The 21,059-nt window shown below is 37.5% G+C and carries 21 protein-coding genes and 1 pseudogene; 10 read left to right on the top strand and 12 right to left on the bottom strand.

The features are described 5' to 3' along the window. Nucleotides 1–171 precede the first annotated feature (171 nt). The 4 genes and pseudogenes from ACE1TI_RS11380 to ACE1TI_RS11365 form a co-directional block, all read right to left on the bottom strand. Nucleotides 172–624: pseudogene (locus tag ACE1TI_RS11380) on the bottom strand (transposase); the annotation flags it as partial. Nucleotides 625–937: 313 nt separating this feature from the next. Beyond that, complete coding sequence (locus tag ACE1TI_RS11375) at nucleotides 938–1,843, bottom strand: diacylglycerol/lipid kinase family protein (RefSeq protein ID WP_375007683.1); 906 nt, start codon at nucleotides 1,841–1,843, stop codon at nucleotides 938–940. Nucleotides 1,844–2,140: 297 nt separating this feature from the next. Continuing rightward, entirely contained in the window at nucleotides 2,141–2,626 is a 486-nt protein-coding gene (locus tag ACE1TI_RS11370) for a hypothetical protein (RefSeq protein WP_375007682.1), read from the bottom strand. A gap of 16 nt (nucleotides 2,627–2,642) precedes the next feature. Continuing rightward, on the bottom strand, nucleotides 2,643–2,960 hold the full coding sequence (locus ACE1TI_RS11365; protein WP_375007681.1) for a DUF2325 domain-containing protein: 318 nt from the start codon (nucleotides 2,958–2,960) through the stop codon (nucleotides 2,643–2,645). A 146-nt stretch (nucleotides 2,961–3,106) separates the two neighbouring features. Between ACE1TI_RS11365 and ACE1TI_RS11360 the strand changes: the two genes are divergently transcribed. Continuing rightward, a complete protein-coding gene (locus ACE1TI_RS11360; RefSeq protein ID WP_375007680.1) occupies nucleotides 3,107–3,346 on the top strand; it encodes a transcriptional regulator SplA domain-containing protein in 240 nt (79 codons plus the stop codon). A 17-nt stretch (nucleotides 3,347–3,363) separates the two neighbouring features. Then, nucleotides 3,364–4,395: a spore photoproduct lyase gene (gene splB / locus ACE1TI_RS11355; protein WP_375007679.1), complete on the top strand. Its 1,032-nt coding sequence runs from the start codon at nucleotides 3,364–3,366 to the stop codon at nucleotides 4,393–4,395. A 35-nt stretch (nucleotides 4,396–4,430) separates the two neighbouring features. Here splB and ACE1TI_RS11350 read toward each other — a convergent pair whose 3' ends face one another. Continuing rightward, nucleotides 4,431–6,308, bottom strand: a complete 1,878-nt coding sequence (locus ACE1TI_RS11350; RefSeq protein ID WP_375007678.1) for a cation:proton antiporter domain-containing protein — start codon at nucleotides 6,306–6,308, stop codon at nucleotides 4,431–4,433. A 361-nt stretch (nucleotides 6,309–6,669) separates the two neighbouring features. On the opposite strand from ACE1TI_RS11350, the gene ACE1TI_RS11345 reads away from it, so the two are divergent. Next, complete coding sequence (locus ACE1TI_RS11345) at nucleotides 6,670–6,894, top strand: thioredoxin domain-containing protein (protein ID WP_375007690.1); 225 nt, start codon at nucleotides 6,670–6,672, stop codon at nucleotides 6,892–6,894. 150 nt (nucleotides 6,895–7,044) lie between these two features. Here ACE1TI_RS11345 and ACE1TI_RS11340 read toward each other — a convergent pair whose 3' ends face one another. Beyond that, a complete protein-coding gene (locus tag ACE1TI_RS11340; protein ID WP_375007677.1) occupies nucleotides 7,045–7,602 on the bottom strand; it encodes a 3-dehydroquinate synthase II domain-containing protein in 558 nt (185 codons plus the stop codon). Nucleotides 7,603–8,032: 430 nt separating this feature from the next. Here ACE1TI_RS11340 and ACE1TI_RS11335 point away from each other — a divergent pair, with 430 nt between their 5' ends. Beyond that, a complete protein-coding gene (locus ACE1TI_RS11335) occupies nucleotides 8,033–8,470 on the top strand; it encodes a hypothetical protein (RefSeq protein ID WP_375007676.1) in 438 nt (145 codons plus the stop codon). Nucleotides 8,471–8,518: 48 nt separating this feature from the next. On the opposite strand, the gene ACE1TI_RS11330 is transcribed toward ACE1TI_RS11335, so the two are convergent. Further along, nucleotides 8,519–8,737, bottom strand: a complete 219-nt coding sequence (locus ACE1TI_RS11330) for a winged helix-turn-helix transcriptional regulator (RefSeq protein ID WP_375007675.1) — start codon at nucleotides 8,735–8,737, stop codon at nucleotides 8,519–8,521. 45 nt (nucleotides 8,738–8,782) lie between these two features. Here ACE1TI_RS11330 and ACE1TI_RS11325 point away from each other — a divergent pair, with 45 nt between their 5' ends. Then, the gene (locus tag ACE1TI_RS11325; protein ID WP_375007674.1) at nucleotides 8,783–9,001 is read left to right on the top strand and encodes a hypothetical protein; all 219 of its coding nucleotides are present in this window, start codon (nucleotides 8,783–8,785) and stop codon (nucleotides 8,999–9,001) included. 963 nt (nucleotides 9,002–9,964) lie between these two features. Here the strand turns inward: ACE1TI_RS11325 and ACE1TI_RS11320 are convergent. Further along, a complete protein-coding gene (locus tag ACE1TI_RS11320) occupies nucleotides 9,965–10,165 on the bottom strand; it encodes a hypothetical protein (protein WP_375007673.1) in 201 nt (66 codons plus the stop codon). A 145-nt stretch (nucleotides 10,166–10,310) separates the two neighbouring features. Here ACE1TI_RS11320 and ACE1TI_RS11315 point away from each other — a divergent pair, with 145 nt between their 5' ends. Continuing rightward, complete coding sequence (locus ACE1TI_RS11315) at nucleotides 10,311–10,967, top strand: superoxide dismutase family protein (RefSeq protein ID WP_375007672.1); 657 nt, start codon at nucleotides 10,311–10,313, stop codon at nucleotides 10,965–10,967. 55 nt (nucleotides 10,968–11,022) lie between these two features. Here ACE1TI_RS11315 and ACE1TI_RS11310 read toward each other — a convergent pair whose 3' ends face one another. The 4 genes from ACE1TI_RS11310 to ACE1TI_RS11295 form a co-directional block, all read right to left on the bottom strand. Beyond that, on the bottom strand, nucleotides 11,023–11,796 hold the full coding sequence (locus ACE1TI_RS11310) for a TerC family protein (RefSeq protein WP_375007671.1): 774 nt from the start codon (nucleotides 11,794–11,796) through the stop codon (nucleotides 11,023–11,025). 213 nt (nucleotides 11,797–12,009) lie between these two features. Further along, on the bottom strand, nucleotides 12,010–13,902 hold the full coding sequence (locus tag ACE1TI_RS11305; RefSeq protein ID WP_375007670.1) for an ABC-F family ATP-binding cassette domain-containing protein: 1,893 nt from the start codon (nucleotides 13,900–13,902) through the stop codon (nucleotides 12,010–12,012). Between the two features lie 102 nt (nucleotides 13,903–14,004). Further along, complete coding sequence (gene cshA, locus ACE1TI_RS11300) at nucleotides 14,005–15,450, bottom strand: degradosome RNA helicase CshA (protein ID WP_375007669.1); 1,446 nt, start codon at nucleotides 15,448–15,450, stop codon at nucleotides 14,005–14,007. 216 nt (nucleotides 15,451–15,666) lie between these two features. Then, nucleotides 15,667–17,838, bottom strand: a complete 2,172-nt coding sequence (locus ACE1TI_RS11295; RefSeq protein WP_375007689.1) for a DNA topoisomerase III — start codon at nucleotides 17,836–17,838, stop codon at nucleotides 15,667–15,669. A gap of 208 nt (nucleotides 17,839–18,046) precedes the next feature. Between ACE1TI_RS11295 and ACE1TI_RS11290 the strand changes: the two genes are divergently transcribed. The 4 genes from ACE1TI_RS11290 (at nucleotide 18,047) to ACE1TI_RS11275 (ending at nucleotide 20,979) form a co-directional block, all read left to right on the top strand. Further along, nucleotides 18,047–18,205 carry a hypothetical protein gene (locus ACE1TI_RS11290; RefSeq protein WP_375007668.1) on the top strand — a complete coding sequence of 53 codons (159 nt, stop codon included), beginning with the start codon at nucleotides 18,047–18,049 and terminating at the stop codon, nucleotides 18,203–18,205. 38 nt (nucleotides 18,206–18,243) lie between these two features. Next, nucleotides 18,244–19,056: a sensor histidine kinase gene (locus ACE1TI_RS11285; RefSeq protein WP_375007667.1), complete on the top strand. Its 813-nt coding sequence runs from the start codon at nucleotides 18,244–18,246 to the stop codon at nucleotides 19,054–19,056. Continuing rightward, the gene (locus tag ACE1TI_RS11280) at nucleotides 19,053–19,763 is read left to right on the top strand and encodes a response regulator (protein WP_375007666.1); all 711 of its coding nucleotides are present in this window, start codon (nucleotides 19,053–19,055) and stop codon (nucleotides 19,761–19,763) included. The genes ACE1TI_RS11285 and ACE1TI_RS11280 overlap by 4 nt, the downstream gene beginning before the upstream one ends. A 190-nt stretch (nucleotides 19,764–19,953) precedes the next feature. Then, on the top strand, nucleotides 19,954–20,979 hold the full coding sequence (locus ACE1TI_RS11275) for a tripartite tricarboxylate transporter substrate binding protein (protein WP_375007665.1): 1,026 nt from the start codon (nucleotides 19,954–19,956) through the stop codon (nucleotides 20,977–20,979). Nucleotides 20,980–21,059 lie beyond the last annotated feature (80 nt).

Below are 21,059 nucleotides of genomic sequence, written 5' to 3'. Positions count from 1 at the left end.
GCTACTAAGGCTTTATTGCCAGTTTCGAGTGCTTCTTTTACCACTTGCAATTTAAAGTCATTGGAGTAAACGTGTCGTTTCATAGTCCATCAACCCCTTTGATTCTAGTGTAACTAAGTTACCTTTCGTTTGTCCAAAATCGCTAAGGGGCTTTAGAGTTCGGGTCCATTGTTACACTTGTTGGTAGGACACATTATACCGTTCAGCGATGGTTTGATAGTCCTTCTTATTCTCTATACAATCTCTAGCTATAAAAACTCGTTCTTCTAATTTTTGGTTGTTCTTCCTTTGGTCATTGGACGATTCACTTTTCCCCGTGGTTTTCATCTCTTTTTGACCATTATACTGCTTTATCCACTTTCGCAAAACCGACTGACTGGATATCCCGAAACGAATGGTAACCTCCGCCAGAGAATACTTCCCTGAGAGATAGTCGTGGACCGCCTGTAATTTTCTTCTTTCGAATAAGGGGATCCAGCTTTTGGAAGATTGTAAGGCTTCGAGGCCAAGGTGATTGTATTTTCTTCTCCAATCTTTGAAGGTGGATAAGCTAATCTGATAGTGTTCTATGATTTCTTTAATGGAAGACAGACCTTTTTCAAAAGCTTGGATAACCTCAAGCTTTTCTTGTTGTTTAAGAAATTATGTTTTTACAAGTTGTGGATAACTATCTCCATATTGTTTGATCCGCTTCTAGATTAAGCGCCCAGCCTCTCGGAGGCCCAAGACGGTTTAAGGAACTTTTGCTAGAATCGCGAACATCGTGTTCGCAACGCAAAAGTCAGCACATCCTGTGGAAGTAAGAGCGCCTTTCATGACTGAAGAACATTTACCTGTCGAGGCTGAACAGGGGCTTGCGCTTTTGTTCTGCATTAAACCGACTCTGTGCCATAAAAATACTCCCCTCCAGGCCAAACAGATTTTTTATTTTATCTGTCTACCTTTTGGGGAGCATATCATTTGGTACAACAAAAGGAATCTTTTTATGAAGATTTTTAATAGAAACCGGAGTTTCCATATAGATTTCACCGTCTGTATCTGCTTTCATTTGTTTAGAAGTTTGTAAATAAATATTACTGCTGCGGTAATGCTGAATGTCGCTTTGGTCTGCTTCCCAAACAAAAGGATTTTTTGCATTTAAATACTCTCTTAGTAAAGCTGCCCCTCCCTCACTTATAATAAAAATATCAAATTGACCGTCATCCATTTCATTATTTTGAAATGGAAGCTGGTTTGTCCCAATAAAGTTCCCGTTAGAGATAAGAACCATCACTGCTTCTCCATCGATTGCCTCTTCCTTTGTTTGCAAGGAATATGAAAAAGGTGAAGTATTAGTAAACGTTTGAAGAGCACTAATAAAATAACTAACTTTCCCGAATAGTCCCTTCCAATTTTCATTTATATTTTCTGAGGTTTCTGCAATTAAGCCTATCCCATAAAAATTTGCGAAGTATCTCTCATTCATTTTCCCTATGTCCAAATAACGAACTGTTCCGTTAATTAACGTTTCAACTGCTCTTTTTAACATTTGAGGAATGTGCAGTGCACGTGAAAAATCATTACAAGTACCGCCTGGTAAAATTCCAGCAGCAGGCGGATCGTTTAATTTGGCTAATCCATTTATGCATTCATGAAGCGTCCCATCTCCTCCAATAAGGAAAACAGCATCATACTCTCCGTCGATGTTTTCACAAATTTTTTCAGTATGTCCCTTATATTGTGTTTGAATAATGACTAACTTTTCTATATAAGAAGCTAAAACTCCTGAGGTTAACTCAAGATTTTTTTGAATCTTTTCTTGATTTTCATTTCCGTTAAATAGCAACAGGGCTTTTTCAAACATTTATTTCATCCTTTGACACCAATATTTTTTTACTAGATCCTTCGACTACTATTTACCCTTTTTAACAGCACATATAACAAATATTGCTTTCCAATCTTATAAACAACGCGGCAGGTTCTGGACCTTCTTCAGGAGGTCTTTCTAATGACCGGAGGAGGAAGAGATGGACCCCTAGCGGCTGAGGTCTGGAGTTAGACACGGATACCCCAATAAAGTGAGTTACCCACACATCAATAGCTTTATACCTAAAGCATAAAAACTGTCATTGATTACTTACAATGACAGCTGTATTATTTATTATATTCTCTTTTTTTGCATTAAAAACCTCTCTCCTCTTGCCGCATCTAATCCTTTCAAAATCCAGTCTGCATTGGGAAACTTTTTATTCATCATATGAACAGTTTTTCCCCATCTTTTATTTTTTTCCTCTTTATCCCCAGTTAGTAACACCCATGCCTCATTTTTAGTATTGTTTATATGCCGGCATATTACTATATGATTTTCCGTTTCGAATTCCTCCCACTCACTCGAATGGGTGAAAGCAGTAAACATTTTTAAACACTCGTCCATCATTGCAGCAAGAGATGTAATTTTTTCAGACACTGAATTAAAATCTCTGTTAGATATATATTTCCAATTGTGTTTTATGGTTAAAAGTAATTCTTTTCTAGTAGAGATATGGCCATAAGCCAATTCTTTTAGTATATCGTTTAAAAAGGTTTGAAGACTCAATGGCTGCAAAGGAGCGCCTTCGTTATGTAGCAGTAACTGAAAATTTTTCATGCCGCACCTCTCTCATTTAATCTTTTGATAACATAGGACAAGATTCACAAACTTCTTCGCAATGAGTTAATGCTTGATAAATAGAACACCATGACCGTCTCGCATAACAAATCGGTATAGATTGCTCTTTTGCTTTTTCTTTTAATTTAGCTGATACATTATGGTTAATGTAATCGGTAAGAACGAGTACCAAATCTGTGTGAACAGGAATTTTCTTATGAACCATTTTTACTTTTCGTCCGCTCACATGTGAAATTTCTTGAAAACCAATTTCTTTAAGCCTCTTTGGTATTGCTCCTAGCCTATCAGCACCTACAATCATCAAGGAATCCATTTTCAACCTCCAGTTTAATTGAAAATAATTCTCAATACATTTATTATAAGATTATTGAAAATAATTATCATTGTCAACTGATTGTCGAATTTAATTATATTTTTCCCTCACTTAGACACACTACATGGTAAAAGGAGTGATATGTTTTGAGTTTAGACAACTTACAGCCTGGGGATGTTAAATATGTTTTTTTTCGCAATCCTCATTCCCCTGATGTAGCAACAATTCATGCTGTTAAAGTAATGATTGACCCTGAAAATGAAAAGAAGTTATGTTTATTTGCTGACGGAGAAATCTATTCACTTGATGAAGAGTATGCTCTGTTTTCAACCTATCAAGAGGCTTTAACCGCTTATGACAACATTTTTGCTGAGGCTGATTATTAAGAGAAAGAAGTGCTTTTATGGTAAAAAAACCTTTTACTCCCCAGCTTGTCTACATGGAACCTAAGGCTTTAGACTATCCGTTAGGACAGGAACTGCATGAGAAGTTCACAAGAATGGGAATAGAAATAAAACAAACAACATCCCATAATCAAGTCAGAAATCTTCCAGGGAAAAATGATTTTCAAAAATACCGTGTTGCCAAATCAACATTAGTAGTTGGAATTAGAAAAACTCTCAAATTTGATAATTCCAAACCTTCAGCAGAGTATGCCATCCCTCTAGCTACCGGTTGTATGGGACACTGTCATTATTGTTATTTACAAACAACTATGGGCAGTAAACCGTATATCAGAACATATGTAAACGTGGAAGAAATACTGGATGAGGCTGATAAATATATAGACGAGCGTGTACCTGAGATTACCCGGTTCGAAGCTTCGTGTACTTCTGATATTGTCGGAATCGATCATTTAACCCATTCTCTCAAACAGACAATTGAACACATTGGACAGACGAAACACGGACGACTACGTTTTGTGACAAAATTTCATCATGTTGATCACTTGCTGGATGCTAAACACAATAACAAAACAAGATTTCGTTTTAGCGTAAATGCTGATTATGTGATTAAACAATTCGAGCCCGGAACTTCTCCTCTTTCTAAAAGATTAGAAGCTGCTACAAAAGTGTTTGAAGCGGGGTATCCTCTTGGTTTTATCGTTGCCCCTATTTATCTTTATTCCGGCTGGAAAGAAGGCTATGAAAAACTGTTTATAGAATTAGACAGTAAACTCCCTCGAAAGGACCGGGAAAAAATAACATTCGAATTTATTCAGCACCGGTTCACAAAACCAGCCAAACGAGTCATTGCCAAAAATTATCCTATGACCAAATTAGAGCTTGATGAAGAAAAGCGAAAGTATAAATGGGGCCGTTACGGCATAGGAAAGTATGTTTACCAGACAGATGAACAAAAAGAAATAAAAGAGACCCTTATACACTATATGGAAAAATATTTTCCAGGCTCAAAGCTTGAATATTTCACATAAAACTTTATTGTTAAAATAAAAAACGGACAGTCTTCTTAATACTGTCCGTTTTTTGGTGTATTATTTTTTTCTTGCTGCCGTTGAGAATCTAATTTTGCATCTATTTTTTTCTGTTCCTTTACTGGAGGACAAAGGCTTACAATGATATCGCCTGATTCTGGTTTAATGTTATTAACTTCCGTAGTGAAAAATTCGACTTTCCCTGTATGCTTTAGTATAAAGAGCAGTAACGTATCTGGTTCTCTTTCGCTTTTATATTTCTCAAAGTTGTATTGCTTGGTTAATTTTGTTTTTCTGAAGACGTAGCCGTTTTTCACTTTTTTATTAAGCTCTTCATACGTAGCTCCTTTTCTAAATAACACTCTGCCGCCAATTCGCTGTACAAGGTCATTAGGGTGCTCGCGATTATCATCATGCCAGCTCAATTGATATAAATCGTTACGGCCGATTTCGGGAACAAATGTCGTACATACAAGAGAATTGTAGGAATCTCTGTCTGTAGCAGCTATAAGCTTATCATATGGAGTCATATCCAAATAATATTCTGTTTGTTCCGAGAGAATTTCTCCGCGGTAATATGGCACCCCTGCTTTTCTTGAATTAAACAGGTATTCAAAAGAAGTATCCGCAATCAAGACCGGTATGCCTAATTCTTTTAATACTCTTGCTAAAGAGGTGCTGAAGGCGCTGCCCCCAACAATAAGCACACCGGGTTTTCCTTCAAGAGATAATCCTAATTTATTTGCCATCGGTCCTAATGTAAAGCCGTGAGCACAAACTGTAGCAAATACAAGGGCGAAGGTGAGCGGAGTTACAATGGAAGCTCCTGGATACCCTGCTTCTGCCAGGACATTCGCGAAATAACCTGCTACTGTTAACGCTACAATACCTCTAGGAGCAATCCATCCCACCAGTGCCTTTTCTTTCAAGGACAATTCTGTATTCATGGTAGATAACCAAATGGAAAGCGGTCTTACTACAATTAACATAAGAATGACATAGGCAATAATATTAGGATCAAAAATCTGCATAAGTGTTTCCCGTTCTAAAGAAGCTGTTAACATAATAAAAATGCCTGAAATAAGCAGTACAGAAATATTTTCTTTAAAATGCCGCATATCACTTAACGAAGCAATATGCATATTCGCAAGCGTCATCCCCATTGCCGTGACTGCCAGTAAACCTGTTTCATGCATTACTTCGTCTGCTAACGTAAAACAAGCAATCACTACAGCAAAGACGATAGGAGATTTAAGAAATTCAGGTACATAGCCGCGTTCGAACATAGTACCAATGCCTTTTCCGCATCCCCAGCCTACTGCTATCGCAAAAAGGGAGGCTAAAAGGAACAAAATTAAAGCTTCTACTGTAACTGTGTCTATCATTAAAAATTGAATGATTTCAAAAGCAAATACAGCCAGTAAAGCCCCAAATGGGTCAACGACTATTCCTTCCCACTTCAATATAGCAGCAGGTCTTGGTTTTAGCTTAGCCTGCCTTAATAAAGGAAGAATAACTGTAGGACCAGTTACAATAAATAGCCCTCCAATAACAAAGGAAACAGCCCAGGATAAACCAGCTATAAAAAATGCTGTTAATGAACCTAGGATCCATGCAAGAAAGGCTCCCAAGGTAATAATACGAAACACTGATTTGCCCAATCCTCTGATTTCGCGAAAGTCAAGGTTTAAACTTCCTTCAAATAAAATAATAGCAACCGCCATGGAAATAATGGGGTTGAACAAAGAACCAAAATCTTCTTTTGGATTCATAATTCCAAAAACCGGACCAATTAATAAACCAGCTACCGACATTACCACAATAGCAGGCATACGAAAACGCCAAGCAAACCATTGTGAACCGATACCTATAACGCCAATAAGCATAAGATGAGATAGTATTGAATCAAACATATCAGGTTCCTTTCTTTCTTATTTTTTTCAACGGAAGCCTCTTTTTCCTAATAACTGTTTCTTGTCCTGCTCCTCTCCACTTCACACATATAAAAGCTTCCGCAGCCGATATGAATTTATTTTCAAAGGAGAAAAATATCCTTTATTTATCCTTTATTATTCCCGAAATAAAACAATACAATATTTGCCCTTTATATTGCAATCAGTTGGATTCTATTGTATTCGTCAAGTTTTTCTCGATATGGTTAGAACACCACTATTTTCAGCACTCTATTTTTATACACCTTAAAAACCGGCTATCGCGCTTCGCTTGCGCCCCTCAGGCACGGTTTAACGCTTGGAAAACATGATAGGAATCTAATTGATTGAACACCGGATACTCGGACTGGGAAAAGGCTTCCTGAAATTTAAAGCTGTTATCGGTTTTGCAACCGGACAAGTTAAAGACTTAATTCCTAAAGACATTGAAAAAAGAAAAGTTGTTACCTCCTCCATGAAAGAAACCGATGTTTACATTCAAGGCGGAACATGGTTATTTAATAGCAGCCAGGAACTCTTTTGGCACCATCTTGATCAAATCACCTGAGGATCACGCTTCCATAGATGAGATTCACAAAGCGATTAATCACAAATTATAAAACGCTTTTCAATATTAACATATAAAAGCTGGCAAACAGAGCCCCTTTTCTGTTTGCCAGTAATTCAGACTAAACCTTATATACAAATATGGAAACAATTAATATTCATTAATCTCTTCTTTAATTTTTTTACCCAGGTGCCTTCCTGGTTCATCAGGAAAGCAATATATTTCTTCTCTCTCTTGAAGTTCTTTAACAGATACTGCTTCACAGTCTTTGTTTAAAAATGAAACACTATCAGTATATTGCAGGGTAGAAGAAATATGTGTGCCGTCTGCCTCTATTTCTACACGAACCAGCTCTCTTTTTTCCATCTTTACTCTTCCCACCGGAACTTCCTTTTGCTCGCTTCCATTATATACACATAGAAGCCTCCCTCCTCTTAGCTCCGACAAATAAAGAGTACCTTCCTCTTGATATAAATACTGATGAAGACCGCCAGCGTTGATCCGAAATGGCCTTGGCGGATATGTGTCGGTTGATCGATTTTCCGATAGTACAAGTACATAACCATGGCCCGTGTTTCCTACAAGTACTCCCTCTGTAGGTGTAAGAAGATCTGCACAATCAATGCACACTCTTGTACCTTCTCCAACAGGTATTATTTTATTTACAACACCAAGGCTTAATGGCGTTTCATTGTTTATATCATTCATGATAATTAGCTGCCTCCTCTTGCAATTACTACGTCGTTTTCTAGAAAAACTTGGCTTACCTCCGAGTCCTTATGGCGGATGACGTAATTTTACTTATACTGTTAACCATTAAAAATTATATGCTTTCCTGCCAGTATAAATTAAAATTTGAAACTTTTTGGTAACTCTATACGTCTTAATTATTAGAAAAACTTAGTTTTCGCTAAGTAAAGGAAACCGCCTAAGTTACTTCTGCTATGTTCGCGATAATCGTGTTCGCAACGCAGAAGTCACCACATCGTGTGGAAGTACGTTCTGTGACAACTTGGGATTTAGTACGTCCTGTACGTTGAAAGCTCTCGTTTTTTATATTGTTTGGCATAAAGTACTTTTGTAAAAAAAGAAAAAATGTATTCTAATTTCTTTTCTCGTGTAGACAAAGGAGGCTGCCATGCGACACCCTATTCTATATATTCTACTTTTACTCTCCCTGATAGGAAATATACTGATGGGCTCTGCCATGTATTATCAAAATAATCAATACGTAGAGAAAGAGAAAATTGAAAATTCTCTTACCCAAATGGGTTATGATTTAGCTGCTGCCATTAAATTCAGCACTTATCAGAACGAAGATACTGAAAACCCTGATTATCAATTAATGAAGGCCCAGCAATTACTTGATAACATGCTCACTCTATCTGCAAATACTTCGGATGACTCACGTAAATCCAGAATTATACATAAAGAAATAAAGCAGTGGGAAAGTTATATATCTACCGATCAGCCTTTTTCTATTAAGCAAATGAATGAAGAAGAACGCCGACACACTGGGGAATTGATCGGTAAAGCGTTCTCTAGTGAGTCATCTAAAAACTCGAATATTATTTAAATCGAGTAAATAAGTATTTCTCATCAGAATGACCTTTTCAGAGCGGTCTTAAAAATTATGCGTATTCTTTATGTTCCGTTTCTTCTGATTGGGACTTGCTTTGTGTTCTATCAGATAACGTTTCCCCCATTCTTCCATCAAGTAAAAGAGTTTATCAATAGACTTTCCATACTCAGTTAAAGAATACTCGACTCTTGGAGGGACAACAGGATACGATTTTCTAGCAACCAAACCGTCATTTTCCAATTTTTTTAACTGCTGTAACAATTAAAGTTAGTACCTAAATAGCCGTTTTTTTAGGAGGATAAACCTATGAAGGAATCGTCGCCTTTTATCATAAATTTGGCAAAGGAAATAGAAGCAAACAAAGAGGTAATTGCAGATAATGCTTTGTATTCTCAAAATAAGGACTCTGCTCCTCTCAGGAAGTATTCCAGCAGAGTAAAAGATTTATTTTCAGAGTTGGTTCAGTTAATCAGCACCCACCTTTCGACAGGTGAACAGCATGTATCTTCTGAAAGTCTGCAATAGAAACCGCTGAAGCCATTCCTGCCGAATCAGAAGAATTTCATACAGTAGTCCTCTCGGCCATTCCCCACTTAAGCTCGGCTTTATGGCGTTTTATTATAGAAGACAGTAAATATAAGGAACTTACAATTGTTGATTTACGAAAAGTTCATGTCATTATGGAACCTCATATTCATCGAATGACCCAAAAATATATGTCACTTTTCTTCTCTGCAATCTACCGCAAAGTAGATGATTTCAGAGACAAATAAGTGAAATATCTATTCCTGTTATAAAATTAACCAATAAGGTTGGTATGTGTCCTTTAATTGGTTTTATTGATGAAAATCAAGCTCAGGAAATTATGAATAAAACTCTCCATGAAAGAAGAACAAAAAGTTTCAATATCTTATATTTGACCTTTCTGGTGTTCATTATATTGACACCTATGTTACCCGTTATTTATTTAATATTATAATAATGGGTGTTAAGGTTATTATTACTAGTTTAAGTCCATCAGCAGCTTTATCAATGTAAACCTTGGAATTGATTTAAAATCTCTTAACATCAAAAGCAGTCTTCAACAAGTACTGGAATCGGTTGGATTAAAAACAATTGAAACAATTTAATAAGGACATGGAATATATATAGAAGAAAACAAAGAAAAGAAGCTGTCCCCTATAAACAGCCAGTGGTGATAATAAATCACCACTGGCTTTTAGTTTTCTCTTTCTATACAGGCAGTGCCATTGCGCTAATTCAAAAAAACCGCAGCGCTCGAGGTGAATCTTCTTTGATCAGGATCTGCCGCAGCACTTCCAGAAATGCGGGTAACTGGACTTCTAATTCTTTCCAGGTCACCGTTCTCCTGTTCCGGGTTACAAGCACCTAGCTTGATGACTGTTCCTCCTTGCTTCCTCCAGTTCCGAGTCCCAAAAACCTTCTTGGTTACCATTCCGGCTAGATTTCTTCTACTACCCTTCTGCTTTATTGGCCCGACGAATTCTTTTCCAGTTCTCTTACAATACCTTTTTTAAACTCACGTACAATGACCATGGAAAACAACAGCAGGAAAACGATTAATAAATAGTCAGGCAGCACTGCTATGTACCTGCCAAATGCAGAAAGAACTTGCACCATCAGTATAATGAACCAAATTCCAGTGAGAATTTTTAATATATTTGCCAATTTATATCACCTTGCATTTATAAGGATCTTACTTCTGATTATAACGCAAGCTTTTCCTTTCTTCAGCTTTTTTTGTAAAACAAACCAATTTTTATTATGAAATGATTTTGATTTGGAGAAAGTAGGAAGGAAGGAGGGTACATGCATGAAAATAATATTCAATCTTATGTGGGTTTTGTTTACAGCTTTAGTGATCAGCGGATGTAATAATGAAGCATCTCCTTTGGAGGATAATTCAGCAAATGACCAAGCTGTTCCGATGGAAGATGCAGAAGAAGTACTAGCAGATGTGATGAACACTTCAGAAAAAAGTGTAGCTGAAGCAAAAATGCAGAACACTAAAGGGGAAGTGATCGGGAATGTTCGTTTTTATGAAAAAGATAAAGCTGTTGTAGTAGAAGCTTTATTTGAAAAGGGTCTTCCAAGAGGTTTTCATGGCTTTCATATACATGAAACGGGTGTGTGTGACCCTAATGCAGCTGATGGTCCTTTCACTACTGCAGGCGGACATTATAACCCGGATGGTACTGATCACGGGGATCATGCCGGTGATATGACTATTTTATATGGAGTAGAAGATGGTTCCGCTTATTTGTTAACTGCATTAGATCGATTCAATCCTCAACAGTTAGCTAATGAGAACCGTGCTGTTATCGTTCATTCCGATGCAGATAATTTTGCAAATATACCCGACCGATACACTTCTGATTTAAGTAATGAAAGCGGGCCAGACGAGGAAACATTAAAAACAGGAGATTCCGGCGACAGAATTTCCTGTGGTGTTATAAAAGCTTCTAATTAAAAAAACTGCCGAAAGAATAAGCACCTGGTGTGTTTATTACTTTCGGCAGTTTTAATTAAATGGATGTTTCATTTTCTTCTTTAGATAAGAACCATCCTCCTAGAGCAATCAATACCAATACTACATAAAAGGTCACTTTCCATGAAGTTGATTCAGCAAACTCTTCTGGCAGAACTCCCAAGGCTGGATGTGACAATGTATAAATAGAAAGCTTTATCCCAACCCATCCAACAATAATAAAAGCAGCAACCTCAAGACCAGGTCTTTTCTTTAACAGTTTTACAAAAAAAGTTGCTGCAAAACGCATAATGATAACTCCAATTAATCCCCCTGCCAAAATAACAATAAATTTGCCGCCATCTAGTCCCCCTATCGTTTGAAGCGGTGTGTTAGGAAGCGTAACAGCAAGAGCAACGGCTGCTAAAATAGAATCAACCGCAAAAGCAATGTCGGCTACCTCGACTTTTAATACCGTTCCCCAAAAGCTTGCTGCATTGACGTTTTTTTTCTTCGCTTTTTCATCTGGTGTTTCTTTTTTCTTTAGCCAAACTTTTCTAACTATATGATTTCCAGACATGAAAAGTAAATATAGTGCACCAATAGCCTGTACCTGCCAAACATCAATCAAATAGGAAATAGTAAATAATGACGCAAACCGAAAAACGAAAGCACCAGCCAGCCCATAAAACAAAGCTTTTTTTCGCTGGTTTTCCGGCAGGTTTTTTACCATTATCGCCAGAACTAATGCGTTATCGGCTGCAAGTATACCCTCTAGCAAAATAAGCACTAATAATACCCATCCATATTCAAGAAGCAAACTAACGTCCATATAGATCTCCCTCATTTTATAGTTCGCTTATTTTACCCATATCGCCTTTATAGTTATACTGGGTGATTCTACATACTTATCTTATAAGCTTTTCCTTCATGCTATACTTCCTTGATCTTTAATTAAATTAAAAAAAACCTTTATCTGATATGATCAGATAAAGGCTCGAATGATTGATAAAAAAATGGAACATTTTACATTACCAGCACTGCTCTAATTCTCCGCATTTATTTCTTCGATTAATAATGATAATTCCGTCCATCTCTCCATTGCATCATCTAACTGCTCTTCTAATGTTCTTTGGTTTTCCATTAATTCCTGGACTTTTTCGAAATCACTTCCAGCTTGTTCTATTTTATTTTCTATTTCTAATTTCTTCTCCTCTAATTCAGCAATCCGGTCTTCCAAACCGTTCCATTCCTGCTGTTCATTGTAGGAAAGTTTCTTACGAGTACGTTTTGGTTTATGAATATTTTTATTTTTTCCTGGTTTTTCTTTTGGCGGCTGTTTTTGCTGAACGGTTTCTAAGTACTCCGAATAACCTCCTTGAAAACGTTCAATTGTATGACGAGAAGTAAATACTAAAAGAGAATCCACCACTCGATCTAAAAAATAACGATCGTGGGAAACAGTAATGACTACTCCAGGAAAATGATCTAAATAATTTTCTAAAACAGTTAATGTCTGGGTATCCAGATCATTGGTTGGTTCATCAAGAAATAACACATTTGGTTCTTTCATGAGCACCCCAAGTAAATACAGCCGTCTTCGTTCCCCGCCTGATAACCGGTGAATATAATTCCACTGCGACGGACGAGCAAACAAAAAGCGCTCTAGTATCTGTTCTGCTGTTATTTCTTGCCCATCTGCTGTTTGAACAACTTCTGCTATGTCTCTAATATATTCAATAACCCGCTTGTTCTCATCTAAATCTTCGTGTTCCTGTGAATAATAACCGATACGGACAGTCGACCCTGCTTCAATATGACCTTCATCCGCTTCGATTTTACCAGCCAGAATATTTAATAATGTTGTTTTACCGCTTCCATTAGGGCCGATTATTCCTAGTCTTTCCCCTGGTGTAACTATATAAGAAAAAGAAGAAAAAAGAGTACGGCCATCGTAGGATTTGGATAGATTTTCTGCTTCTAACACTTTTTTACCGAGACGTACAGAGCCGATAGCAAAATCAACATCCTGTTTTTTTATAGGGCCTCTTTGTTCTTTTAGATTTTCTACACGCTGCACCCTGGCTTTTTGTTTTGTTCCTCTAGCCTTTGGTCCTCTTCTAAGCCATTCAAGCTCTGTACGCAAAATATTTTTTCTTTTTATTTCATTTTGTTCTTCTAGTGCTTCCCGCTCAGCTTTCTTTTCCAAAAATAATTCGTAATTCCCTTCATAAGTGTATAAATTGCCTTGGTCTAATTCATAAATGCGGTTCGTTACTCTGTTTAAGAAATACCTGTCATGAGTGACAACCATAAAAGCTCCATGATAGGAGGATAAATATCTTTCCAGCCATTCGATTGACTCATTGTCTAGATGGTTCGTCGGCTCATCCAGAATAAGCAGATCAGCGGGTTGGATAAGAGCTTTTGCTATAGCTGTCCGCTTTTTTTGTCCTCCAGAAAGCTCATTTACTTTTTTTGAAAAATTTGTAATACCAAGACGTGTAAGGACTTGTTTTGCAGATGTATTGGCTTCCCATGCTTTATTTTCATCCATTTGCTGCTGAGCTTCAAGCAGCCTTTCCTGAAGTCTGGCATCCTCTGGATTTTGTTCGAGCTCACGAAGTGTTTTCTCATAACGGCGCATCGTTTGCATGACAGCAGATTCGCCGTAATAAATTTGATCAAGCACAGTAAGGTTTTCATTTAGTTCTGGATCTTGCGGGAGGTATTCGATATGAATATGGTTTGCATGATGCAATTTGCCTTTTTCTGCGTTGTCTACCTTGGCTAAAATTTTTAATAATGTTGATTTCCCTGTGCCATTAACACCAATTAAACCAATCCGATCATTTTCTTCAATTACGAAAGATATATGATTAAATAATTCTTTGTCTCCATAGGTTTTATATATTTGTTCCGCCCTCAATAAACTCATGTCGCTTCCCCCTTTTTACGTTGAGGAGATCATACCTATTATCATAACATGATATTAGGTCAAAATAATAACCGCCTGAAATCAGGCGGTTATCTATATTTATTACACATTTTTCTTTCTTTTTCTTGAGGGTCCATCATTACGAGAACGCGATTGTTTATAAGGTTTTTTCTTTCCTCGATGATTTTTCTTAAAGCCTTTTTTCCGGCTGCCTCTTTCTTTTTTTGGACGAAGGGATGCTTCCTCTGTTAATTTAATTTCTACGTTATCTGGCTCATTGGTGTTCATTTTCAAAGCTGCAGCTACAAGCGTAACCGGATCATGACCGCTTAGCAAGGTTTTTGCGGTGCTCTCTAAGTCTTCCGTATTCTCATTCTTCACTGTTTCTAAAAGTTTATTAACAACTTGCTGGTAACGCCCATGCATAGCCTCGGCATACGTTGGAATATCCTGACGGATCATTTTCTTTTTAGTGGTTTCTTCGATGAATTTTAAATGACTGATTTCTTTTGGCGTTGAAAAACTAAAAGCAATGCCTTCTTTACCGGCCCGGCCTGTTCTCCCAATGCGATGTACATAGCTTTCCGGGTCCTGCGGCAGATCAAAATTGTAAACGTGAGTAACGCCGCTGACATCCAGACCACGGGCAGCTACGTCGGTGGCAACTAAAATATCAATTGTTCCTTGTTTAAATTTGCGCAGCACTTTATCACGTTGGGATTGTTTTAAATCACCATGTATTCCTTCCGCCGCATATCCTCTGCGAGTTAAAGCTTCAGAAAGCTCATCCACACGGCGCTTTGTACGTCCAAACACAATAGCAAGTTCAGGTGGAGTAATATCTAATAGATGGCACAGCGTATCAAATTTCTGTTTTTCCGGTACTTCGATGTAACGCTGTTCAATATTAGATACAGTAAGACCTTTACTTTTAACTTTTACTACTTCTGGATCATCCATAAATTTAGCAGTCACGGACTGAAGGCGCTTAGGCATAGTCGCAGAAAATAATAATGTCTGGCGCTCTTCCGAAATTTCACTTAAAATGGTTTCTATATCTTCTACAAACCCCATGCTGAGCATTTCATCTGCTTCATCCAGTACAACCATTTTCATATATTTTGGACGAATCGTTCTTCTTCTCATATGGTCCATAAACCGGCCAGGTGTGGCTACAATAATTTGCGGGTTTCGTTTTAGTGCCTTAATTTGGCGGCTAATTTCCTGTCCCCCATAAACAGCAAGAGCTTGTACACCTTTAAAATGGCCAAGGCGGTTCAACTCTTCGGAAACTTGAATCGCAAGTTCACGTGTTGGCGCAAGCACAAGCCCCTGAGGGTGCGATTCTTCCTGGTTCATTTGTTCAATTAAAGGAATTCCAAATGCAGCCGTTTTACCCGTTCCAGTTTGCGCCTGTCCAATAATATCACGGCCTTCTTTGACCTTTGGAATGACCTCTGCTTGTATAGGTGTAGCTTCTTCAAACCCCATATTATTAACTGCTTGCAAAATCTGTTCATCCATCTTTAAATCAGTAAACAATGTCAATACAATATAACTCCTTTTTATCTATAAATTCTTCTTTATTTGATTTATTTATTCCCAACAAATGAATCAAAAAAACTGTATCCCGATTCCTTAACGGGATACAGCCCATTTTGGATATTATTTAAATTTATTTCGTTTCCAGTTTTCTGTTTATCAAAACAACTTATTCATATTACCACTAATTATGGTAAAGCGCAACTTTTTCTGCCAGAGGATTTACTCTTTGTTTTGCAGCTTCTTTAAAGCCTCGGCTAACGCAGGGTTTTTCATTTCATCGTCATCTTGCTGTTTTAAATATTTTTTTACATCATGCTTTGTTCCCTTACTTTGTTTTTCCTGCTTTTTTCTTTTATTGAAAGAAGACACCTTTTCTTTATAGCCGCATCGGCAGACAAATATTTGTCCTTCCCCTTCTCCACGCAGTTCCATCTTCTTTTTACATTGAGGACACCGCGCATTCGTTACCTTTGAAATATTTTTCTTATATCCGCACTCTTTATCTTGACAAACTTTTATTTTACCGCGTTTTCCTTTTACTTCAAGCAACAACTTTCCGCAATGCGGACAGGGGGTCCCACTAACATTGTCATGTTTAAAAGATTTAGAGCTTTGTTTTATGCTTTGAACTACTTCATTGGCATAGCTTTTCATTTCTTCTATAAAGAGATGTTTAGCAAGATTTCCCTTCTCAATATCTTCTAGCTGCTGTTCCCACTCTGCCGTCAACGTTGGAGATTTTAATTTATCTGGTACAAGCTCCAAAAGTTGTTTTCCTTTTGAAGTAATTTTGAGGCTCTTCCCTTTTTTTTCAATTAGAAAGCTGCTTAATAACTTTTCAATAATATCTGCTCTTGTTGCAACCGTTCCTATACCGCCCTTGCTTTTAATGGTATCTAAAAGCTGTTTATCTTCTCCAGACATAAAGCGGGACGGATTTTCCATTGCAGATAATAGAGATGCTTCATTGAATAGAGCTGGCGGTTTTGTTTCTCCTGTTTCTGAATCTGTTTTTGATATTTTAATTTTCTCTTTTTCGTTTAGCAGCGGAAGTTTTTCTTCTTTATTCTCATATTGAAGATTGGAAATTCCTTTCCATCCTTCCGTTAACACCCTTTTTCCTTTAGCGGAAAAAATCTCTTTATTTATAACTGCTGCTATTTCTGTTTGTACATATTGTGCCTGCGGAAAAAAAGCAGCCAAAAATCGCTTAATGACCAGGTCATAAATTTTCTTTTCCTTGTCAGACATAGCAGAAAACTGCGGGGGTTCTTCTGTTGGAATAATCGCATGATGATCAGACACTTTTTTATCATTAATCATTTTTTTATTTATGTTCCAGTCATTCTTTTTAATTTTCAAGACATGCTTTGCGTAGTTCTGTACGTCACATGCTTTTAAACGCTGTTTCAAAGTACTTCGTATATCAGATGATAGGTAACGCGAATCTGTTCTCGGGTATGTGAGTACTTTATGTGTTTCATAAAGGCGCTGCAGGATATTAAGTGTTTCTTTCGCTGAAAAGCCATAATGGTTATTCGCTTCTCTTTGCAGCTCCGTTAAATCGAACAAAAGCGGAGGGCCGTCACTTTTCTTTTTCTTTTGAACAGCTTTTATCATTATTGGGTGGTTTTTTACCTCTTTTAAGATCTGTTCTGTTTTATTATTAGAAAAGATTCGTGTCTCTCCATTTTGAGGATTCTTCCACCAAAACGTCACACCATTTTCTGTCACAGCAAATATCCGTTGAAAGGAAGTTGGTTTAAACTGAGCTATCTCATTTTCTCTTTGTGCCACCATTGCCAAAGTAGGGGTTTGAACACGCCCGCAAGATAAAGAGGCATTATACTTTGTAGTCAGAGCCCTTGTTGCATTCATGCCGACATACCAATCCGCTTCAGACCTCGCTTGAGCAGCATTATATAGATTTGTGAATTTTCTTCCATCCTTCAACTGCTTAAACCCCTGCTTTATAGCCTGATCCGTCACGGAAGAAATCCATAAACGTTTTACCGGCTTTTTTACCGCTGCTTTTTCAAGAATCCACCGAGCCACAAGTTCGCCTTCTCTGCCGGCATCCGTTGCAATAATCACATCTTTTACATCTTTTCGATGAAGCTGTGATTTTACAGCGTTGAATTGTCTACCTGATTTTTTAATAACGGAAAGCTTTATGCGTGAAGGAAGCATTGGCAAATCTTCGAGGTTCCATGTTTTATACCTTTTATCATAAGCTTCAGGTTCAGCAAGGCTGACAAGATGGCCAAACGCCCACGTTACAATATAACTGCTCCCTTCTATGTATCCATTGCCTTGTTTATTACAGCCCAGAACTTTAGCTATATCTTTTCCTGCCGAAGGCTTTTCTGCAAGAATAACTGATTTACTCATATGTAAAACCCTTTCTTCGTTAGTTATAACAGATTCATTAACGTTCATTTATTTTATCCCTCTTCTCACATATTAGCATATCATTTAACGCTCCTATTTAGCTGATTCCGCCTCTTGACGATTTAAACAAAGAACTTTATCGTAGGTTTCAATAATTGACCTTCTGTGACATATCTGTGACAACGCAGCGTAAAAAAGGGGGAAACCAATGCGCGTTACGATTCAGACAAAAATTATTTTACTGATTCTTGCCTTAATTATTTTTGTTACCATTACTTTGTCTGGTTTTTTTGCCTATTTAGAATCTATGGAAATAGAAGAATCTTTAGGTGATAAAGCGTTGTTAATTTTCACGCCCCAGCAATAGAAGGCAAGGCTTTAAAAGAAATATTGCCTTTCTCCAAAATGGAACGTGTTTTAAAGCATGGAAAGCCGGAATATAATCAGGAGCTTTCTTTAAAGGGAAGAGTATTCATCGTAAACCGACAGCCGATTTTTGATAACAATGAAATAGCAGGCGTTGTTTCCACCTTTCGCGATAAAACGGAGATGATGGAAATGGCAAATACACTTTCTGATATAAAAAGATATTCTGATGATCTTCGCTCTCAAAACCATGAATATACAAATAAACTATATACGCTTTCTGGGTATCTTCATTTAAGACAGACAAAAGAGGCTATTCAGTTAATAGAAGAAGAAACGATGAACCAGGACAAACGTACAGCAATTTTGTTCAGCCAAATAAAAGATACCACAGTGCAAGCAATATTAGTCGGTAAATCAGGAAGAGCTTCAGAAATGAAAATAAAGTTTGAAGTGGATAATGCAAGTCAAATGGAGCCGTTACCAGATCATATGTCACCAACAAAAATTATTTCTATATTAGGAAATGTTATTGATAATGCTTTGGACGCTGCTAAAAGCAATCCAAAACCTGAAGTTAATTTTTTCGTTACTGATATTGGTAATGATGTGGTTTTTGAAATCAGTGATAACGGGCCGGGTCTGCCTGCAGAAGTAGATATCTTAATGAAGAAAGGTTTTTCTACCAAACAAAGCAATAATAAACGGGGCTATGGACTGGCAATCATACGCGAAACCGTTTCTCACCTGAATGGGATGCTCGAATTTGATAACCACCCTCAAGGCGGTGCTATATTCTCAATCTATTTACCTAAAACACCATCTTCGCATAAAGGAGGAGAGGTTTCTTGATACAAACTGCCGTCGCTGAAGACGATTTCAGAATTGCATCTATTCATCAAGAGCTTGTCAACCGTGTAGAAGGCTTTCATTGCGACCATCAAGCTTTAAATGCCAAAGATACATTAAGCATACTAGAAAAGCATTCTATTAACCTTTTGTTACTGGATATTTATATGCCAGATGAACTTGGAACAAGTTTGCTCAAAACTATTCGTGAAAAGCATCCAAAAGTAGATGTACTGATTATTTCGGCTTCTACGGAAGCTGAGCACGTCCAGCAGTCATTGAGATATGGTGTATTTGATTATATAATTAAGCCCGTTTCCCTAGAGCGTTTAGAAAGCACATTAAAGGACTATTTATTATTCCATCAGCGCTTACACGAAACTTCGCAAGTTACTCAAGAAAACATTGACCTGCTCACGTCAATACGCTGCCCCCAGCAAGAGAAAACTTCTATGAGTGCTATCGAAAAAGTCGAAGAACTTCCTAAAGGAATTGATCCTTTCACACTTCAAACAGTTACACAAGAACTTGAAAAAGCAATAGACGGTATGACAGCAGAAGAAATGGGACAATACCTTGGCGCATCAAGAACAACGGCACGCCGATACCTTGAGTATATGATCTCCTCCAATCAAGCCGATGCCAAACCTATTTATGGAATAGTTGGACGACCAGAAAGAAGATATTTTATACGAAAAAAACAAGATTAAATAGAAAAACATCCGCCCAGGAAATCTTACGGGCGGTATTTTTTATTTTATTATATATACATTTATTACCATTAGTGAACAAAATGAACAAAATACATGTTTAATTTTTTTATATGAGTTATTTTGAAAACGGTTACAGATCGGATTATTTTTTTTAAACTTAAAATAATCAAAAAAGGGGGAATTCAACATGAAAAAATGTTGGCTGCCAACATTGGCAATTTTCACCAGTATCACACTTGCTGCATGCGGCGGGGGAGAAGATTCTGGAGAGTCCAGTGCGGAAGGTGATTCTAGAGACGGAAACTGGGAGCCAGAACAATCACTTGAATTTGTCGCCCCTTCCGGAGCAGGAGGCGGATGGGATACGACGGCAAGAATGGCAGCAGAAGGTTTTGAGGAACAGGAAATTATCGATCAAGGAATTGGCGTTGTAAATAAAGAAGGCGGCGGAGGTGCTGTCGGATGGTCTTATATTGCTGGAAAGGCTGAAAATCCTCATCATCTTTTTGTTGCCTCACCGCCGTTACTATTAATTCCTTTAAATGGTCAATCAGAATACGGTCATGAAGATTTCACTCCAATTGCGAACATGATTTCAGATTATGGAGCATTTGCTGTACGTGAGGATGCACCATGGGATGATTTAAATGATTTATTTGAAGACATGAAAGATAGTCCTGATGATATTACTGTTATCGGTGAATCTTCACCAGGAAGCATGGATCATATTCAATTCGTGAAAATTGCAAAAGAAGCCGGCGTCGATCCAAACTCTGTTAAATATGTTTCAGCCCAAGACGGAAGCACGATGACCAACTTATTAAACGGAAATGCAGATGTGTACTCTACTGGGGTAACAGAAACCGTTGAACAAGTACGAGCTGGTGAAATTAAAGTACTGGGAGTTACAGCGGAAGAACGTTTAGAAGGCAACGTAGTGGAAGACTTCCCTACAGCTGTGGAACAAGGAATTGACGAAACATTCGTTAACTGGAGAGGTTTCTTCGGACCTCCAGGAATGACAGATGATCAAATTGCTTACTATGAAGAAAGATTCCAAGAATTAAATGAATCTGAATTTTGGGAAGAAACACGTGAGAAATATGCTTGGAACGAATTGTATATGGACAGCGAAGAGTATGCTGACTTTTTGGAAGAAGAAAAAGAAAGCATGCAGGAACTGCTTGATGAAGTAAGTGTGGAAGAAGAGTAATTCATAGTAAGAATAACCTTCTAAAGGTCGTGATCTTCTTTAGGTCACGACTTTTCACTACCAAAGCATCTTAAAAAAAT

It is taken from the genome of Alteribacillus sp. JSM 102045, from assembly GCF_041949975.1.
In the GTDB taxonomy this organism is placed as follows: Bacteria; Bacillota; Bacilli; order Bacillales; family Marinococcaceae; genus Alteribacillus.
This window is presented reverse-complemented; position numbering and strand designations above follow the sequence as displayed.

What these genes read in the sequence shown, in the direction of transcription:
- ACE1TI_RS11375 (WP_375007683.1), bottom strand. Translation starts at nt 1,843, where the DNA reads ATGTTTGAAAAAGCCCTGTTGCTATTTAACGGAAATGAAAATCAAGAA.
- ACE1TI_RS11370 (WP_375007682.1), bottom strand. Translation starts at nt 2,626, where the DNA reads ATGAAAAATTTTCAGTTACTGCTACATAACGAAGGCGCTCCTTTGCAG.
- ACE1TI_RS11365 (WP_375007681.1), bottom strand. Translation starts at nt 2,960, where the DNA reads ATGGATTCCTTGATGATTGTAGGTGCTGATAGGCTAGGAGCAATACCA.
- splB (WP_375007679.1), top strand. Translation starts at nt 3,364, where the DNA reads ATGGTAAAAAAACCTTTTACTCCCCAGCTTGTCTACATGGAACCTAAG.
- ACE1TI_RS11350 (WP_375007678.1), bottom strand. Translation starts at nt 6,308, where the DNA reads ATGTTTGATTCAATACTATCTCATCTTATGCTTATTGGCGTTATAGGT.
- ACE1TI_RS11340 (WP_375007677.1), bottom strand. Translation starts at nt 7,602, where the DNA reads ATGAATGATATAAACAATGAAACGCCATTAAGCCTTGGTGTTGTAAAT.
- ACE1TI_RS11335 (WP_375007676.1), top strand. Translation starts at nt 8,033, where the DNA reads ATGCGACACCCTATTCTATATATTCTACTTTTACTCTCCCTGATAGGA.
- ACE1TI_RS11325 (WP_375007674.1), top strand. Translation starts at nt 8,783, where the DNA reads ATGAAGGAATCGTCGCCTTTTATCATAAATTTGGCAAAGGAAATAGAA.
- ACE1TI_RS11315 (WP_375007672.1), top strand. Translation starts at nt 10,311, where the DNA reads ATGAAAATAATATTCAATCTTATGTGGGTTTTGTTTACAGCTTTAGTG.
- ACE1TI_RS11310 (WP_375007671.1), bottom strand. Translation starts at nt 11,796, where the DNA reads ATGGACGTTAGTTTGCTTCTTGAATATGGATGGGTATTATTAGTGCTT.
- ACE1TI_RS11305 (WP_375007670.1), bottom strand. Translation starts at nt 13,902, where the DNA reads ATGAGTTTATTGAGGGCGGAACAAATATATAAAACCTATGGAGACAAA.
- ACE1TI_RS11295 (WP_375007689.1), bottom strand. Translation starts at nt 17,838, where the DNA reads ATGAGTAAATCAGTTATTCTTGCAGAAAAGCCTTCGGCAGGAAAAGAT.
- ACE1TI_RS11290 (WP_375007668.1), top strand. Translation starts at nt 18,047, where the DNA reads ATGCGCGTTACGATTCAGACAAAAATTATTTTACTGATTCTTGCCTTA.
- ACE1TI_RS11285 (WP_375007667.1), top strand. Translation starts at nt 18,244, where the DNA reads ATGGAACGTGTTTTAAAGCATGGAAAGCCGGAATATAATCAGGAGCTT.
- ACE1TI_RS11275 (WP_375007665.1), top strand. Translation starts at nt 19,954, where the DNA reads ATGAAAAAATGTTGGCTGCCAACATTGGCAATTTTCACCAGTATCACA.